At 74.1% G+C, this 15,400-nt stretch carries 12 protein-coding genes and 2 pseudogenes; 4 read left to right on the top strand and 10 right to left on the bottom strand.

All coding sequences use genetic code 11. From position 1 onward, the window contains the following. Positions 1-81 precede the first annotated feature (81 nt). The 4 genes from E6R62_RS19805 to E6R62_RS19790 all read right to left on the bottom strand — a co-directional run bounded on the left by E6R62_RS19805 (position 82) and on the right by E6R62_RS19790 (position 3,595). A complete protein-coding gene (locus E6R62_RS19805) occupies positions 82-345 on the bottom strand; it encodes a hypothetical protein (protein WP_136214814.1) in 264 nt (87 codons plus the stop codon). Positions 346-373: 28 nt separating this feature from the next. Continuing rightward, positions 374-835 (bottom strand): hypothetical protein, encoded by a 462-nt coding sequence (locus tag E6R62_RS19800; protein ID WP_240801776.1) that lies wholly within the window; start codon positions 833-835, stop codon positions 374-376. 270 nt (positions 836-1,105) lie between these two features. Beyond that, entirely contained in the window at positions 1,106-2,383 is a 1,278-nt protein-coding gene (locus tag E6R62_RS19795; protein WP_136214813.1) for a pyroglutamyl peptidase, read from the bottom strand. A gap of 108 nt (positions 2,384-2,491) precedes the next feature. Continuing rightward, positions 2,492-3,595, bottom strand: a complete 1,104-nt coding sequence (locus tag E6R62_RS19790) for a mechanosensitive ion channel family protein (RefSeq protein WP_136214812.1) — start codon at positions 3,593-3,595, stop codon at positions 2,492-2,494. A 295-nt stretch (positions 3,596-3,890) separates the two neighbouring features. Here E6R62_RS19790 and E6R62_RS19785 point away from each other — a divergent pair. Further along, positions 3,891-4,751, top strand: a pseudogene (locus tag E6R62_RS19785) (molybdopterin-dependent oxidoreductase); the annotation flags it as partial. 1 nt (position 4,752) lies between these two features. Further along, positions 4,753-4,934, top strand: a pseudogene (locus tag E6R62_RS40950) (hypothetical protein); the annotation flags it as partial. Between the two features lie 89 nt (positions 4,935-5,023). Here E6R62_RS40950 and E6R62_RS19775 read toward each other — a convergent pair. The 5 genes from E6R62_RS19775 to E6R62_RS19755 all read right to left on the bottom strand — a co-directional run bounded on the left by E6R62_RS19775 (position 5,024) and on the right by E6R62_RS19755 (position 11,572). Continuing rightward, entirely contained in the window at positions 5,024-5,572 is a 549-nt protein-coding gene (locus tag E6R62_RS19775) for a hypothetical protein (protein WP_136214811.1), read from the bottom strand. Positions 5,573-5,752: 180 nt separating this feature from the next. Further along, on the bottom strand, positions 5,753-5,959 hold the full coding sequence (locus E6R62_RS19770; protein WP_136214810.1) for a hypothetical protein: 207 nt from the start codon (positions 5,957-5,959) through the stop codon (positions 5,753-5,755). 232 nt (positions 5,960-6,191) lie between these two features. Next, complete coding sequence (locus E6R62_RS19765) at positions 6,192-6,569, bottom strand: hypothetical protein (protein WP_136214809.1); 378 nt, start codon at positions 6,567-6,569, stop codon at positions 6,192-6,194. Between the two features lie 54 nt (positions 6,570-6,623). Continuing rightward, on the bottom strand, positions 6,624-7,523 hold the full coding sequence (locus E6R62_RS19760) for a C40 family peptidase (protein WP_136214808.1): 900 nt from the start codon (positions 7,521-7,523) through the stop codon (positions 6,624-6,626). A gap of 266 nt (positions 7,524-7,789) precedes the next feature. After that, positions 7,790-11,572 (bottom strand): helix-turn-helix domain-containing protein, encoded by a 3,783-nt coding sequence (locus E6R62_RS19755; protein WP_240801775.1) that lies wholly within the window; start codon positions 11,570-11,572, stop codon positions 7,790-7,792. Positions 11,573-11,746: 174 nt separating this feature from the next. Here E6R62_RS19755 and E6R62_RS19750 point away from each other — a divergent pair, with 174 nt between their 5' ends. Together E6R62_RS19750 and E6R62_RS19745 are read left to right on the top strand one after the other, a co-directional pair. After that, positions 11,747-12,991, top strand: a complete 1,245-nt coding sequence (locus E6R62_RS19750) for a beta-lactamase family protein (protein WP_240801774.1) — start codon at positions 11,747-11,749, stop codon at positions 12,989-12,991. 120 nt (positions 12,992-13,111) lie between these two features. Then, positions 13,112-13,897: a VOC family protein gene (locus E6R62_RS19745; protein WP_136214806.1), complete on the top strand. Its 786-nt coding sequence runs from the start codon at positions 13,112-13,114 to the stop codon at positions 13,895-13,897. 109 nt (positions 13,898-14,006) lie between these two features. Here the strand turns inward: E6R62_RS19745 and E6R62_RS19740 are convergent, their stop codons facing one another. Beyond that, the gene (locus tag E6R62_RS19740; protein ID WP_136214805.1) at positions 14,007-15,104 is read right to left on the bottom strand and encodes a YihY/virulence factor BrkB family protein; all 1,098 of its coding nucleotides are present in this window, start codon (positions 15,102-15,104) and stop codon (positions 14,007-14,009) included. Between the last annotated feature and the right edge of the window lie 296 nt (positions 15,105-15,400).

Below are 15,400 nucleotides of genomic sequence, written 5' to 3'. Positions count from 1 at the left end.
ACGTTCCGCTCCGAGCGGGAACGCGTGCGCGGAATCCGTCTCCAGGGAAGGGACCCCGTGCGAGGACCTGAACGGGGGCGGTCAGCCCCGGGGCCTGGCCACGGCCGTGAGCCCGTAGTCCAGTTCGGCACCGTCGACGAGCAGGGCCTCCACGGTGCCGCTGGCCGGATCGATGTCCGCCTCCATGCCGTCGCCCGCGTACCGCGGGTACCCCGAGGCGCCCGTCTCGCCCGTCGGTACGACGACGGCGGCGCGCACCGGCTCACCGGCCGGGGACGCCTCCCCGGGGTTCTCGGCGTGGGTGGGGATCAGCTGGATCTCGAAGGGCTGTGGCGACGTGTCCATGGGGACGACGTTATCCATGCCGGACGGCTCAGCGGGGGAGCACCGCCGCCGCGAGGCCGGACGGGTGGAGGGCGCGGCGCATCGCCGGGAGGTCGCGGGCGGGATCGGCGGCGCCGAGGGCGTCCAGGGCCCCGGGAGGCAGGCGGTAGGCCTCCGCGGCGTCGAGGAGGTCCGATGCCGTGACGCCTTCCACCGGCAGGTCGGCGTCGGCCAGTAGGCCGAGGACCTCCGCACGGTCCACGAAGCGGCTCATGCCGCAGTCCAGACCGTCGTCGGAGAGACCCTCCGGGTACGGCGCGCGGGCCCAGGTGCCGTTCTCGTACCAGTAGACACAACCGAGTTCCCAGCCCTGGAGCAGGTCGCGCAGCTTCTCGTACGGGAGCCGGTCCGGGGCTCCCGCGAGCATGTCCACGGCCGGCTCGTGCCACTTGACCGCGCTCGACTCGTCCTCGCCGTAGAGCACGTAGCGGCCCTCGGCCCGGCGGGACAAGGGTCCACCACGTGCAGCCCGCGTCGTCGAGCTGCAGAGCGGTGCCGCTCAGCCAGTGGCCCGTGCGGTGTACCCCCCGACCCTCGGCCTCGGTGTTCGCCTCCAGGACGGCGACCAACGCCCGACGCGCCCACAGCAGTTCCGGCGGGGGCAGGTCACCGGGCCGTCCAGGTCGGTGGAGCGTCATGATGTCCCTGGATCTCCTCTGGCGCGGACGCGCGGGTGTACACGCCGGATCGTGTCTCCCGTCCCCGACATGCGGGCCGCCCCTCAGGGCGCCTTCGCCACCGCCGCGCGCTCCAGGACCGCGCGGACCTCGGAGGTGATCGCCCGCTCGTTGCGTTCGAACTCCGGCCCGGTCACCTGCTGCGGATCGTCCGGCAGTCCGGTCAGGACCGGGGTGTGCAGATGGCCGCCGGGCCGCGCCGGGGCGAGCTCCCCGCGCAGCCTGTTCGAACGGTAGGCCACCTCGTTGGAGAGGTAGCCGCCCCCGCCGCCCGCCACCGCGCGGGAGCCGGGGGTGGGGCCGTCGGCCCGGTCCACCGGAGCGGCGGCGCCCGCCGGGATCTCGGTGACCTCCGTGTTGAGGAGGACGGGGTAGGGGGCTTGGACGGCCGCGGTCACCGCGTCGGCGGGCAGCGTGGTGGCGATGAACTCGGCGCCCGGGCCGAGACCGGGGGCGGTCACCGGGTGTTCCCGGGTGCCGCCCGAGAGCGCGCCGGTGTTGTCGGGGTACGGGTCCGCCGACCGGGCCCGGCCGGCCCACGCCTCCAGGGTGAAGATGCCGGGGTAGCCCTGGCTGACGGTGGTGATGACGTCCGCCGCGGCGGGTCCGGGGGTCAGCATCGGGGCGAAGGCCCGCTCCACCACGCCGGCGTCGAAGTCGCCGTAGCGCACGGGCAGGACGACGGCGCGGACCTCGGCGGGGCTCCCGTCGGAGAGGGTGATGCGCCGGCCGTTCAGCCGGAGGGCGGCCGAGCCGGACGGATTCGCCCGGCGCGGCTCTGCGTCGAGCCCGAAGGGGTCGAAGCCGCTGATGAACACGCGCCGTACCCCGTGGCCGGCCCGGAACGCGTTGTCCGTCAGGCCGCGCGAGGCGTCCTCGAACCGGCTGCGCAGCGCGGCGCGGTCGACGGTGAACGTCGGGTTCCACCGGGCCAACTGCTCGGTCATCGCCAACCGGGCCCAGTACAGCGGCCGGTCGTCCCCGGCCGGCAACCCCCCGGTGGGCCGCTGCCCCTGCGCGCCGCGCACGGCCGACTGCCAGAGTGCCTCACCCCAGCCGTCGACCAGCCGGTCGGCCTCGGCGGCCCCGCGTACGCCGCACAGCGCGGCGGGGAAGCGCCGGACGAAGTCCCCGAGGCCGCCGCCCTCGATGAGCACCGTGGTGCGGGTGTCCGCGAGCCGGGCCTGCTCGGGGTCGGGGGCGGGGGAGAGGGAGGTACCGCAGGGGGCCGCGCCGACCGCTTGCGCGGGAGCGGCGACGGCGATCGGGAGGAGGGCGCAGAGAAGGGACGCGGCGGAAGCCGCGCGCCGTAAAGGGATCATGCGATGTGACATTACACAGCGCCGGCGGCACCGACCAGAGTGTCTCCGGACAGCCTCACGACCGGCCGGTGCACGCCGCCGCGACCTCGCCGCCGGGCCGTCCGTCCGTCAGCGCACCGTCGTCCGGCCGCCCTCGCGCTGGTGCGGGAACAGGGACCCCGCCGGGGCGGGGGAGTCAGGCGCGTCCTCCCGCCGGAGCGCGACCGTACGCGTTGGGGCGGGGATCGAGATGCCCTCCTCCCGGAACCGCTGGTGCAGGCGCTTGATGAACTCGTGCTTGATCCGGTACTGGTCGCTGAACTCGCCGACGCCGAGGATCGCCGTGAAGTTGATCCGGGAATCCGCGAACGTGTGGAAACGGACCGCGCCCTCGTGGTCCGGGACGGCGCCGTTGATGTCGGCCATCACCCTGTCGACCACTTCCAGGGTCACGCGCTCCACGTGCTCCAGGTCGCTCTCGTACCCCACGCCCACCTGCACCAGCAGCGACAACTGCTGCTCGGGCTGGGTGTAATTGGTCATGTTCGTCCGGGCGAGCCGCCCGTTGGGGATGATGACCAGGTTGTTCGAGAGGTTGCGCACCACGGTGTTGCGCCAGTTGATGTCGACGACGTACCCCTCCTCGCCACTGCTGAGGCGGATGTAGTCACCGGGCTGCACCGTCTTCGACGCCAGGATGTGGACGCCCGCGAAGAGGTTGGCGAGCGTGTCCTGCAGGGCGAGGGCCACCGCCAGACCGCCCACCCCGAGCGCGGTGAGCAGCGGCGCGATGGAGACGCCCATGGTTTCGAGCGCGACGAGCGCGCCCATGGTGAGCACCACGATGCGCGTGATGTTCACGAAGATGGTCGCCGAGCCGGCCACTCCGGTCCGTGACTGGGCCACGGACTGGACCAGGCCCGCGATGACGCGGGCCGCGCTGAACGTGGCGAAGAGGATCAGCAGGGCGGTCAGGGACTGGTTCACGATTCCGGCGATCCGGGCCGTGAGGGGCAGTGTCCCGGCGGCCACCGCGGCGCCGGCGATGACGGCCGCCCCCGGGGCGAGCGTGCGCAGGGCGTCGACGATGATGTCGTCCCCGCTCCACCGGGTCCGCAGGGCGTGCTTGGCCAGCCAGCGCAGCAGCCCGCGCAGCAGCAGAGCGGCCACGCCTCCGGCGGCCAGCGCGATCCCGGCCACCAGCCAGTCGTGCAGGACGAGACCCCGGTTCAACGCGGTCCCTCCGCTCCGCGCCGGACCGGGGGAGCGGCGACGGCCGTCGCGGGCCGTCGTATGGGGTGTGTCGTCACCTTGTCACCTGTCAGTTCGTCGTGCGGAGGCTCCCGTTCGGGCGGATGGGCGCCTCGGGAACGGGAGTTCCATCCTGCCCCATCGAGCGTGCCGGCCCGGCGGCCGGGGCGGGCCGGGAGGGGTACCGCCCGTCCGGGGCGCGTCGTCGGGTCCCTGGTTTGGGGGCCGTCTTCGGGTAGGCGCCGGTGGACGCACCGGAGATCGGCGGAGGTGGGCCATGGAAGCCTCGGACCGGATCGCCGGCCCCCTGGGGCGGCCGTACGCCCCACGCGCGGGGAGCGGCCTGGCCCGTACGGACCGACACGCACCTCGCCGCCGGGACCGACGTGGACGACGTCGACCGCTGGGTCCGGGCGGCGTCGCTCCCGCACTCCGACGGGGACGCCAGGGACATCGCGGTTCGCGACGGGCGGATCGTGGGCGTCCGCGGGCGCGCCGCGGATCGGGTCAACCGGGGTCGGCTCGGCCCGAATGACCTGTTCGGCCGGCAGGCCAACGCCTCCGCGGACCGGCTGACCACCCCCCTCGTACGCGAGGGCGGCCGGCTGCTGCCGTGTGACCGGGACACCGCGATGGGGCGGATCGTGGCCCGCTCGGAGGAACTCCTGGGCCGGCGCGGGCCCGGCTCCATCGGCTTCTACCCCAGCGGCCAGTCGTACCTGGAGGGGTACTTACCCTCGCGGTCCTGGCCCGCGCCGGCATCGGCACCAACCACCTCGACGGCACACCCGCCTGTGCACCGCCACGGCGGCCGAGGCGCTGAAGGAGTCCTTCGGCTGTGACGGCCGGCCCGGCTCCTACACGGACGTGGACCACGCGGACACCCTCGCGCTCTTCGGCCACAACATGGCCGAGACCCGGCCCGTCCTGTGGATGCGCGTACCGGACCGCCTCGACGGAGCCGATCCGCTCCGCCTGATCTGCGTGGACCCCCGCCCCACCCCCGTCGCCCGCAGGGCCGACGTGCACCTGGCGCCACGCCCCGGGACGAACGTCGCCCTGCTCAACGCCCTGCTGCACGAAATCATCCGCACCGACCGCGTCGACCGGGACGTACCTGGAGGCGCACACCGTCGGTCCTGTACCTGGCCGCGGCCGAGAACTCGCTGCACTGGGAGATGCCGGCGCAGACGGCCCGGGCGACCCGGGACTCCCGTCTCCTGGAGCTCGCGTCGGCCTGCCATCCCGGGACGCTCCGGCAGGTCCGCTGGGCCAATAGATGATCAAGACCCTGTCGCCGCAGATCCTCACGAACCTGTGAAGGGATCGACGGCCGCGCCGGGCCAGTCTGTCCCCCGGGCCCCTCATGCCCGCCGCCCCGCACGGGGCCGCGGCGCCGGGCCCCCGGGGTCAGCCGCCCTCGTTCGCCCGGCGTACGCGCTCGTCATCGGCCTTCGGCTGCGAACCCGTCCCCGTCCTGGACGGAGCACCCGGCGCCCGGCCGTGATCGTCCGCCGTGCCGCCCTCGTGCTGGAGCGGAGGCCGGTGCGGGGCCTGCCCGGCGGGCCCTTGGGCCTCCCGGACCGCGTCGTGCGCGGGCGGGTCGCCCGGAGGCCGGGAGCGCAGCGTCCGAGCCGTCCTCTCCGGGTGGGGGACCGTGACCGCGAGGCGGCGGAACGCCACGTCACCGGAGAGGTCCAAGCAGAGTACGGAGCCGTCGGCCCGTACGGACACGAAGTCCTCGCCCTCGGGGGAGCGCCTGATCCCCACGCAGCGCCCGGGGCGCCAAAGGCCCCTGCCCGGCGTGCCCCGCAGCGCGCGCCACCAACTGGACTCGACCGTCACCTCGCGCACCGCCGCGACCGGGACGCGGATGTCCTGCCGTCGACGCAGGGCCAGCCGCTCGCGCAACGACAGTCGGACGACGACTTCCGTGCCTTCCACCGACAGCCGGGCCATGACGTCCTCCTTCGGGGGCGCGCGGGTCCCCCGAGGGTGCGCCTACCCGGGCGGAGCCGCCCGCATGGCCCGGCCGGCCGGCTTCCCGCCGCCGTGGCCCGCCGCCGGACCGGGCCCGGAACGGCGAACTCCGGCCGGTGGTCAGCCACCGGCCGGAGTACTGTGCGTGTGACCGTGGGGTCAGCGGCCCTCGCGGGGCATCTCCATGTCGTCCTCGCCGCGCATGTCGTCGTCGATCGCGCGGTCGTGCGACACCTCACCCGGCTTGCGCTGGCGGCCGCCCGGCCGCATCGACCCGGGGTCCTGACCGGGACGCTGCCGGCGCTGGTGCTCCTGCTCCTCGCGGCCCTTGCCCGGCTGCTGGTTCTTGTCCCGCATACCGCCCATGACGGTTCACGCTCCTTGATCTCGTCGGGAGGACCTCTTTGGCCTCCGCTCCCACGACGCTGCCACGGTCCGCTACGGACCGCACCTTTTCGGTGACCGTGCGTGTGGTTCAGGGGATGCCTCGGCCTCGTGGTCCTCCTGAGGAGGCACAACGGCCCGGTAGTACCGCCGGGACCGGGGCCCACTCCCGACCGGGAGTGGGCCCCATCGCGCCGACTCGATCAGGCGCGGCTCAGCACTGGCGCAGTCCGTAGGCCGGGTCCTGGGGCGTGTTGACGTCGACGGCCGGGACGTTGCCCCAGGCGCCGTTGTCGAGCTGCGTCCAGTACCAGATGTCGTTCTGCCCCTGGTGCGGGTCGCCGTGGCCCCAGCACACGAACCAGTTGTACCCGGTGGTGAGCGTGCCGCGGGTCGCGGAGCGGTACGAGCGGTCCGCGTACCCCTTGGCCCCGACCTTGTTGCCGCAGTAGAGCCGGCCGTCGGAGTGGACGCCGCAGTCGGCGGCCGGCTTGGCGGGGGCGGCGCTCGCCGCGGGAATGGTGGTGGCGGTCAGGGCGGCCGTCAGGGCGGCCGCACCGGTCAGCAGGGCGAGCTTCTTGCGTGCGTTCACGGTGTGCTCCTCGGATCTACTCGACGTGTCGTTGGGATGGCGCGTGATGGCGGGTCAGGGACAGGTGGGGACGCCGTCCAACCAGGCGGGGCCCCGGATGTAGATGTTGGTGATCCAGGCCTGGTAGTCCGGCAGGTAGGACCAGGCGTCGTTGTGGTAGCCCTCGGCGTCCACGGGCTGGGCGTGCTTCTGGCAGCCGATCCGCACCTGCGTCGGGCCGTCGAACTTGTGCACCCGCGAGCTGGTCGTGGAGGGTGCGGAGTGGGTCCACACGTCCGTGCCCCAGGTGGAGAAGGTGCCGCCCTGACCGGGGTCGGCGCCGATGCGCACGGCCCCGTTGTAGTCCCCGCCGAGCCGGACGTCGCTGACCATCACGTGGGTGCCGGACTGGCGGGCCTCGACCATCTTCCCGGCGCCCAGGTAGACGGCGATGTGATGGATGCCGTTGTCCCCGCCCCAGGCCAACAGGTCGCCCGGCAGCAGCGGCCCGGTGCCCTGTGACGCGCCGAAGCGCGCCGTGACCCGGGACGAGTGGTACTGGGCGTTCGCGGTTCCGGCCAGGACGTCCTGACCGGTGGCCTGGGCGTAGGCGTAGCGGACGAGGCCCGAACAGTCGAAGCCGCGTCGCTCCGGGTCGTGCTGACTGGCCGGATCGGACGGGTCCACCTGCCCGTAGGTGGCGCCCGGCTGCGGCCCGTGGCCGCCTCCCCACGTGTACCAGACGCCGATCTGCGAGCAGGCGGCCCGCACCGCGGATTGGGCGGTGGCGGACCCGCCCGGCGCGAGGACGTCACAACTCCCCTCCGCGGCGGCCGCGCCCACCGCCGGGCCGGCCCGCTCGACCCGCGATGTCGGGGCGGCGTCCGCGAGTTGCGCCGTCGCCCCCACGGCGCAGAGCGCCAGCAGGCCGACCGCCGCGACGGACCGCCGCGTTCTGTCAAGGATGGTGCGCATGCCTGGTTCCCCGTTCCCCATGGTGGTCCCGACGCAGTCGTGGCCCGCGACGTGGTGCGCCCACTTCGGGTCCCGTCGCCGCCGCCTTCCGGGCCGATGGCCCGGAGCCCGCGAGGTCGTCCGGCGGCGTGCGTTCCGTCGGAACACGGCCACCGGCTGCGGTGGTTCGAGACTGGTGCCCGCCGGGCACCGCTGTCGAGACGCCACGCGTCGCCCGTGCCGTCGGGAAACGGGAAACCCCCCGGGAAACGGGCCGTTTCCGCAGCTCAGTCGGCGGCCGCCGGACACACGCCCCGGTAGGGCAGGTCGGGCAGCAACTCGGCCCAGCGGGCGGGGCCGGTGTCCCCCAGGAGACGGCACAGCGCGGCGGTGCGCTCCGACACGTCCGTGCTCCACAGCCGCACGGTCCCGTCGTTGCTGCTGCTCGCCAGGGTGCCCGGCCGTGTCGGGTCGAAGGTGACTCCCCACACGGCTCCGGTGTGGCCGCCCAGCGTGGCGGTCTGCTCGCCGCGCCGCGGGTCCCACAACTTCACGCTCTGGTCGCTGCCGCTGCTGGCCAGCACCTTGCCGTCGGGGCTGAACGCCACCGCCCGCACCGAGCCGCTGTGTCCGGAGAGGGTACCGGCCAAGGTCGGTCCGGCGGTGTCCCACAACCGGACCGTTCCGTCGTTCCCGCCGCTGGCCAGGGTCCGCCCGTCAGGGGAGAAGGCCACCCCACGGACCGAGCCGGTGTGGGCGCGAAGTACGGCACGCGGCGCCCGTCCGCCGGCCCGCGCGTCCGTCACATCCCACAGTCGTACGGTCAGATCGTCGCTTCCCGAGGCCAGTGTCCGGCCGTCGGGGCTGAACGCCACGGCGTTGACGAAGTCCTGGTGGGCGTCGAGGGTGGCCTCCCGTCGACCGGTACCCACGTCCCACAGCGCCACGGTGCGGTCCGCGCCGGCCGAGGCGAGTGTGCTGCCGTCCGGGGAGAACGCCACCGCGAAGACCGAGCCGCCGTGACCGGTGAGCACCGCCGTGGGGCTGCCGTCCGCCGCCCGCCAGGTCCTGACCGTACGGTCGGCCCCCGCGGCGGCGATCAGACGCCCGTCCGGGGAGAACGCGACGGCGAACACCGAACCCCCCGAACCGGTCAGGGTGGTGACCAGCCGGCGCCGGCCGGGTTCCCACACCCGTACGGTGTGATCCGCCTGCGCCGACGCAAGCAGACGTCCGTCCGGGGAGAACGCCGACTGCCACGCCTCGCTGAACGGCCGGGTGGCCAGGGCGGTCCGGCCGGTGTCCCACAGCACCACGGACTGGTCGAACCCGCCGGTGGCGAGCTGCTCCCCGGGCCCGGCCGCGACGGCGAGGACGTAGTCGGTATGCCCCGACAGGGTGCCGATCAGCTTGCGGGTGTCCGGGTCCCACGACTTGACCGTACCGTCACCGCCGGCACTGAACAGGGTGTCGCCCGTACGGCTGAAAGCGACCGCGTTCACGTCGTCGCCATGGCCGGTGAGCACCGCGCGCGGCGTGCCGTCCGGCAGGTCCCACAGCCGCACGGTCCGGTCGGCCGCGCCCGAGGCCAGCGTCCTGCCGTCCGGGGCGAAGGCGACCCCGAGCACCTGGTCGGTGTGACCGGACAGGACCAGCGGCCGTCCGGGGTCCGCCGGGTCCCACAGGCGCACGCTCCGGTCGACGCCGGCGGAGGCCACGCGGGAGCCGTCCGGGCTGAACGCCACCGCCATCACCGCGTCGTCGTGCCCGGTGAGCACCGCGCGCGGCGTGCCGTCCGGCAGGTCCCACAGCCGCACCGTGTGGTCGAGACCGCCGGAGACCAGGGTGCGGCCGTCCGGGCCGAACGCCACGGCGCGGACCGCTCCCCGATGGCCCGTCAGGGTGGCGGTGAGCCGCCGCGCGCCCACGTCCCACAGGCGCACCGTCCCGTCCGCCCCCGCCGTCGCCAGCCGGCTGCCGTCGGGCGCGAACGCCACCGAGGCCACGGCCCCGGTGTGCCCGGTGAACGTGCCGACCGGCCGGTGCCCGTCCGCGTCCCAGAGGCGGACCGAGGCATCCGAACTCGCCGAGGCCAGCACTTTCCCGTCCGGGCTGTACGCCACGGAGTTGACCGCCCCCGTGTGCCCGCGCAACCGTCCCGCGAAGTACTGGGCCTGGCTGCTCAGGAGCGCCCCGCGGGCCTCCGCGGTGGGGGCCGTGCGGTAGGCGGCGGCCGCGAGCAGCGCGGAGGCCTCCGGCTGCCCCGCCGCCAGGGAGCGCGACCGTACCGCCATGGCCTGCGATTGCGCCGTACGCCGTTGGTCCAGCGCCCGCGCACGCTGCTGGAAGGCCAGGGCCCCGGCCACCAGCGCCACCACGAGCAGCCCCGCCAAGGTGATCACCAGGGCCCGGCGGATCCGGCTCTGGCGCCGCACCGCCCTGCCGCGCCGCTCCTCCTCGACCTCGCAGGCGGCGATGAACTCCTTCTCCTCGGGACCGAACTGGGCCGGGTCCTGGCGCTCGACCCACTCCCGGACCCCGGCGAGCCGTGTGCCGCGGAACAGCAGGCTCGGGTCACGACCTCCCCGCACCCACTCGGCGCCCGCGTCGGAGACCTGCTGGCGCACCACGAGAGCCGCCCGGTCGGACTCGATCCACTCGCGCAGCCGCGGCCACGCGTGCAGCAGCGCCTCGTGGGTGATCTCCACCGACGCCCCGTCGGCGGTCACGAGCCGGGACTCGATGAACGCGTCCAGTACCCGTCCGCCCGCCCCGGCGTCCGCCACCTGGCGCAGCAGCCGGTCCCGCTCGACGGGCCGGCGGGTCTGGGCACCGGCGCCGTCCGCGATGTGCACGAGCCGGATCAGGAGTTGGCGCGCGATGCGCCGCTCGGCGGGATCCAGCCGGGCGAACACGGACTCGGCGGTGCGCGCGACCGCTCCGCGAATCCCGCCGGTCATCTCGTAACCGGCCACCGTGAGCGTTCTCCCGGCGCGCTGTTGCCAGGTGCCGAGCAGCGCGTGGGCCAGGAGCGGAAGAGAGCCCGCGTGCGCCGCCGAGCGGTCCCCGAGATCGCGCAACAGCAGCTCGACCAGGCCGACCTCCAGGTTCAGCCCCGCCCGCCCCGCGGGCTCGCAGATGGCCTGGCGCAACTGCCCGTCGGACATCGGGCCGAGGGCGAACAAGCCGTTGGTGAAGACCTCCACCAGCTCCGGGTGGTCGAGGCAGTGCCCGCAGAAGTCGGCCCGCATCCCGATGACGACGGCGACGACGGCGGAGGCCGCCAGCGAGTGCAGCACGCGGACGAAGGCCCCGCGCTCCCGGTCGTCCTCGCAGAGCGTGAACACCTCCTCGAACTGGTCGACGACGAGGACCAGTCCGGGCCGGCCGGCGGAGTCCGCCGCCGCTTCCGGCAGCCGGTCCGGGCGACCGACCAGTTCTTCGGGGGTGATCCCCGCCGCCGGGGCCCCCAGCACGTCCGCCGCGCAGCGCAGCAGCTCCTTGAGGGGGTGCGCCCCCGGCGCGCACACCACCACCGGCCAGTCCCGCGACCCCGCGACGGGCAGGGCCCCGCGGCGCAGCGCCGGCAGCAGCCCGGCGCGCAGCAGCGAGGACTTCCCGGCCCCCGACGGGGCCACCACCGCCACCGCGCCGCGCCCGATCCGCTCGGCGAGCCGCCCGGTCAGCTCGGCGGTGGCCCTCGCGCGGCCGAAGAACCACTCGGCGTCCCGGGGCCCGTAGGCGGCCAACCCCCGGTAGGGGCAGGGCGCGCCGGACCCCTCGGGGGCGACCCCGTCGTCCCCGGTGCGGGCCGGGGGGACGGCCGGTACCGGGGGGACGGCCGCCACCGGGGGAACGAGGCGCACCAGTTCACCGCCCGCGCCGAGCGCCTCGTCACATCTGCGGGCGACGTCGGGGGTGGGTGGCTTCCGCCCGTTCTCGATCTTGCTGAGATAACCCTTGCTGTAGTGGATCGAGCGGGCCAGCTCCGAGAGCGACACATTGCGCCGCCGGCGCAGGCGTCGTAGCTCGGCCGCGAATCCGTCCGTGGTCTCGTCGTCCGTCGGCACGGGGCGTACCTTCCCTCGCGGGCGGAACGTACGCCTGATGGGGAACGAGTTCGTCCGCTCCGGTGGCCGATCCGAACGACGGCCCGTCAGCCGGGCGCCACCATGCGGGAACGGGGCCCGATCTGCGTAGGCTGCGACCATCGCTTCGCCCTCCGAGCCCAGTTGAGGAACCACGTGTCCCTGACCGTAAACCGTCGCCTGGCCGTCAGCGCGGCCCTGATCACGGTGATGACCGGGCTCGCGCCCGCCACCGCGTACGCCGCCCCTTCCGCGCCGACGCTCCCGAGCGCCACGGCGGCGCCCGACGCGGAAGCCCTGTCGCAGGCCTTGCGGAACACCACCGCCGCCGGTGCCCCCGGCGCCATGGTCCGCCTCACCGGCCCCTCGGGCGTGCGGACCCAGGCCGTCGGGGTGCAGGACCGGGACACCGGCGCCCCCATGGACGTCAACGCCCGCTTCCGGATCGGCAGCGTCACCAAGACGTTCTCCACCGTGGTGCTGCTCCAGATGGTGAACGAGGGCAAGATCGGTCTGGACGTCCCGGTCGACCACTACCTGCCCGGCCTGCTGCCCGACGACCGGATCACGGTCCGTCACCTGCTCACCCACCGCAGCGGACTCGCCGACTACACGAACACGATGTTCGACCGGACCGTCCCGGGCTTCGAAGCGGTCCGCAACAAGGTGTTCGGCTACCGCGACTTGGTGGACCTCTCCCTGCGCGAGCCGCGCACCGCCGAACCGGGCGCGGCGTACCAGTACTCCAACACGAACTTCGTCGTCGTCGGCATGCTCATCGAGAGGGCCGGCGGCCACCCGGTCGCCGTGGAGTACGAGCGGCGCATCATCAAGCCGCTGAAGCTCAAGAACACCTCCTACGTGCATCCCCGGACCGAGATCAAGGGCCCGCACGCGCACGGTTACCTGCATCCCGACGAGGAAGCGGCGCCGCTGGTCGACTCCACCGAACAGACCGTCTCCTGGGCTCAGTCCGCCGGTGCGATGATCTCGAACGCGGCCGACCTCAACACCTTCGTCTCCGCCCTGCTGGGCGGCAGACTGCTGCCCGCCCGCACGCTGGACGACATGCTCAAGATGACGCCCACCGACGCGTCGAACACCCGCTTCTACGGTCTGGGCCTGCGCCGCTACGACCTCTCCTGCGGCACCTCGGTGTACGGCCACACGGGAACGGTCCAGGGCTTCTACACCTACGCCTTCGCCACCCGCGACGGCGGACGCACCCTCGCCGCCATGGCGAACACCTCCAACCGGGGCCAGGCCAACACGGCGCTCGGCGGCACCCTCGAAGCGGCGTTCTGCGGCAAACCGCCCACCACCGCCAAGGGCGCCCCCCTCCGCGGTTTCGCCGCCCTCCCCGCCGACGCGGACCTGCCCGAACGCGGCCGGGCGAACTGATCCCGTTCCGGCCGGGGTGCCCTGCGGCGCGTCCTCACCGCTCCGGCGGGGCCGGGACGGTACCTCTTGAGGGGGGCCGCCGCCGGCGCCCCGGCATCGGGCGAGGGACGGAGCGCGGCTGTGCGGGATTCGACGGGTGATGCCCTGGGCGCGCCGTGCTGGGTGAGTCTGGCGACGCGGGATCTGGAGGCGGCCCAACGCTTCTACGGGGCGGTGCTCGGCTGGTCGTTCCGGCCGGGCGGCCTCGGGGAGGGCCTGGCCGTCGCCGAGGTCGAGGGCGCGCCGGTCGCGGGGATCGGGGCCCTGGCGGGGGAGCTGGAGGTGCCCGCGGCCTGGACGGCCTACTTCGCGGTCGAGAGCGCCGACGAGACGGTGTCCCGCATCCGCGAGCGCGGCGGGACGGTGGGTGTCGGGCCCGTCTCCTTCGAGACCGGCGGACGCGGCGCCCTGTGCACCGACCGCGACGGCGCCGTGTTCGGGATCTGGGAGGGCATCGTCTTCTCCGGCTGGCGCGTGGGCTCGGGCCACGCGCCGGCCTGGCTGGAACTGCTCACCCTGAACGCCTTCGACGCGGCCCTCTTCTACGGCGAGGTGCTCCGGTGGACCGACGGGCCCTGCGAGATCTCCTACGAGGACGATCAGGTCGTCCTGCGCCACCTCGGCGAGCCCGTGGCCCGGCTCAACAGCGGCCCGGTGGAGACGGCCGCGCTTCAGCCGCAGGTCCGGCCGCGCTGGCGGGTGCACTTCCGGGTCCCCGCGCTGGAACCCGCCATGGAGGCGGCCGCCGCACTGGGCGGACGCGTCATGTCGGACATCGAGCAGAACGCGTCCGAACGCTGGGCCGCGCTCCGCGACCCCGACGGCGCGCTGTTCACGGTCACGGCGTCCCTGTCGGACGCCGACTAGGGGTTCGTCGTCGACTGGGGGTTCGTCGTCGAGGGGCGCCGGGACGGGGGCGCCACCGCCCGCCGCCACCGTCCCGGTGCGAGCCCACGCGACCCTTGTCAGCGGGGCGTCACTCCGCCCGGCGCTTGTCCTCCTCGGTCCACTCGCGGGTGTCGCGCGGTTCGACGTACGGCTCCTGATCCGGCGGGAGACCGCCCGCGATCGCCCGCGCCCGGCTCATCTCGGCGTCGAACTCCAGACCGAGGAGGATGGCCAGGTTGGTGATCCACAGCCAGATCAGGAAGACGATCACACCGGCCAGCGTGCCGTACGTCTTGTTGTAGGAGCCGAAGTTCGCGACGTACAGCGCGAAGCCCGCGGACGCGATGATCCAGATCAGCAGTGCGAGGAAGCTGCCGGGGGTGACCCAGCGGAACCCGCGGCCCTTCGCGTTGGGCGCGGCCCAGTACAGCACCGCGATCATGATCGTGACGAGGATGACCAGCACGGGCCATTTCGCGATCGACCACACGGTGACGGCGGTCTGCCCGAGACCCAGCGCGTCCCCCGCCCGCCGGGCCAGGCTCCCGGTGAACACCACGATCAGCCCGCTCGCGCAGGCCATGACCAGCAGCCCCACCGTCAGGGCGAAGCGCAAGGGCAGCACCTTCCACACGGGCCGCCCCTCGGGCACGTCGTAGACGGCGTTCGACGCGCGGATGAACCCGGCGACGTACCCGGACGCCGACCAGATCGCCGCGATCAGACCGACGACGGCGATGACCGAACCCAGCCCCGCGCCGCCCTGGAGCTGACGGACCGCGTTGGAGATGATGTCCCGCGCGGAGCCGGGGGCCAGCTTCTGGAGGTTGTCCAGCACCGACTGGGTGGCCGACTTCCCGGCCACGCCCAGCAGCGACACCAGCACCAGCAGCGCCGGGAACAGCGACAGGACGGCGTAGTAGGTCAGGGCCGCGGCCCGGTCGGTGAGCTCGTCCCTCTGGAACTCCCGGACGGTCCGTTTCAGCACGGCCACCCAGGACTTGCCGGGCAGGTCCGTGGGCTCGTCCGGCGCCCTGCGCTCCACCTCGGGGCCGGGGCCGGGACCGGGGCCGTCACCGGGACCGCGGCCGTGACCGTCGTCGGGACTGCGGCCGGGGGCGGGGTCCACGGGCCGGGCCCGGCCGTCGCGGTCGCCGCTGTCGCGCGGAGCTGGAGTGTCGTTCATGCCAGGCGGATGTCCACTGGCGGGCGGGCGAAACCTCGTGTGGGTCCGGGCCGACCGGCCGCGTCGGACCCTCGTTTGCGGGCATACGCGGGAACACGGCGACGGCAGAACGCCGAGCCCGGCGGAAGGCGGCGCGGATGTGGACGACGACGGCCGGTGAGCACGTTCCGGCAGGCCCGGTATGGCTGCACCTGGCGCTGATGGCCGTGGCCATGCTCATCCTGGTCTACAACCTCAGGCGGAGCAGCCGCTGATCTCGGGGGCGGGCGGGCGCCCGCCCCCGAGCCACAGCACCG

The sequence above is a fragment of the Streptomyces sp. A1136 genome, assembly GCF_004795055.1.
Taxonomy (GTDB): Bacteria; Actinomycetota; Actinomycetes; order Streptomycetales; family Streptomycetaceae; genus Streptomyces.
The sequence above is the reverse complement of the archived record's forward strand: the minus strand, read 5'-3'. Positions and strand labels throughout refer to the sequence as shown.

Bases quoted from the DNA above. Each gene is read 5' to 3' on its own strand.
- E6R62_RS19805 (WP_136214814.1), bottom strand. From the start codon at position 345: ATGGACACGTCGCCACAGCCCTTCGAGATCCAGCTGATCCCCACCCAC.
- E6R62_RS19795 (WP_136214813.1), bottom strand. From the start codon at position 2,383: ATGATCCCTTTACGGCGCGCGGCTTCCGCCGCGTCCCTTCTCTGCGCC.
- E6R62_RS19775 (WP_136214811.1), bottom strand. From the start codon at position 5,572: ATGGCCCGGCTGTCGGTGGAAGGCACGGAAGTCGTCGTCCGACTGTCG.
- E6R62_RS19770 (WP_136214810.1), bottom strand. From the start codon at position 5,959: ATGGGCGGTATGCGGGACAAGAACCAGCAGCCGGGCAAGGGCCGCGAG.
- E6R62_RS19760 (WP_136214808.1), bottom strand. From the start codon at position 7,523: ATGCGCACCATCCTTGACAGAACGCGGCGGTCCGTCGCGGCGGTCGGC.
- E6R62_RS19740 (WP_136214805.1), bottom strand. From the start codon at position 15,104: ATGAACGACACTCCAGCTCCGCGCGACAGCGGCGACCGCGACGGCCGG.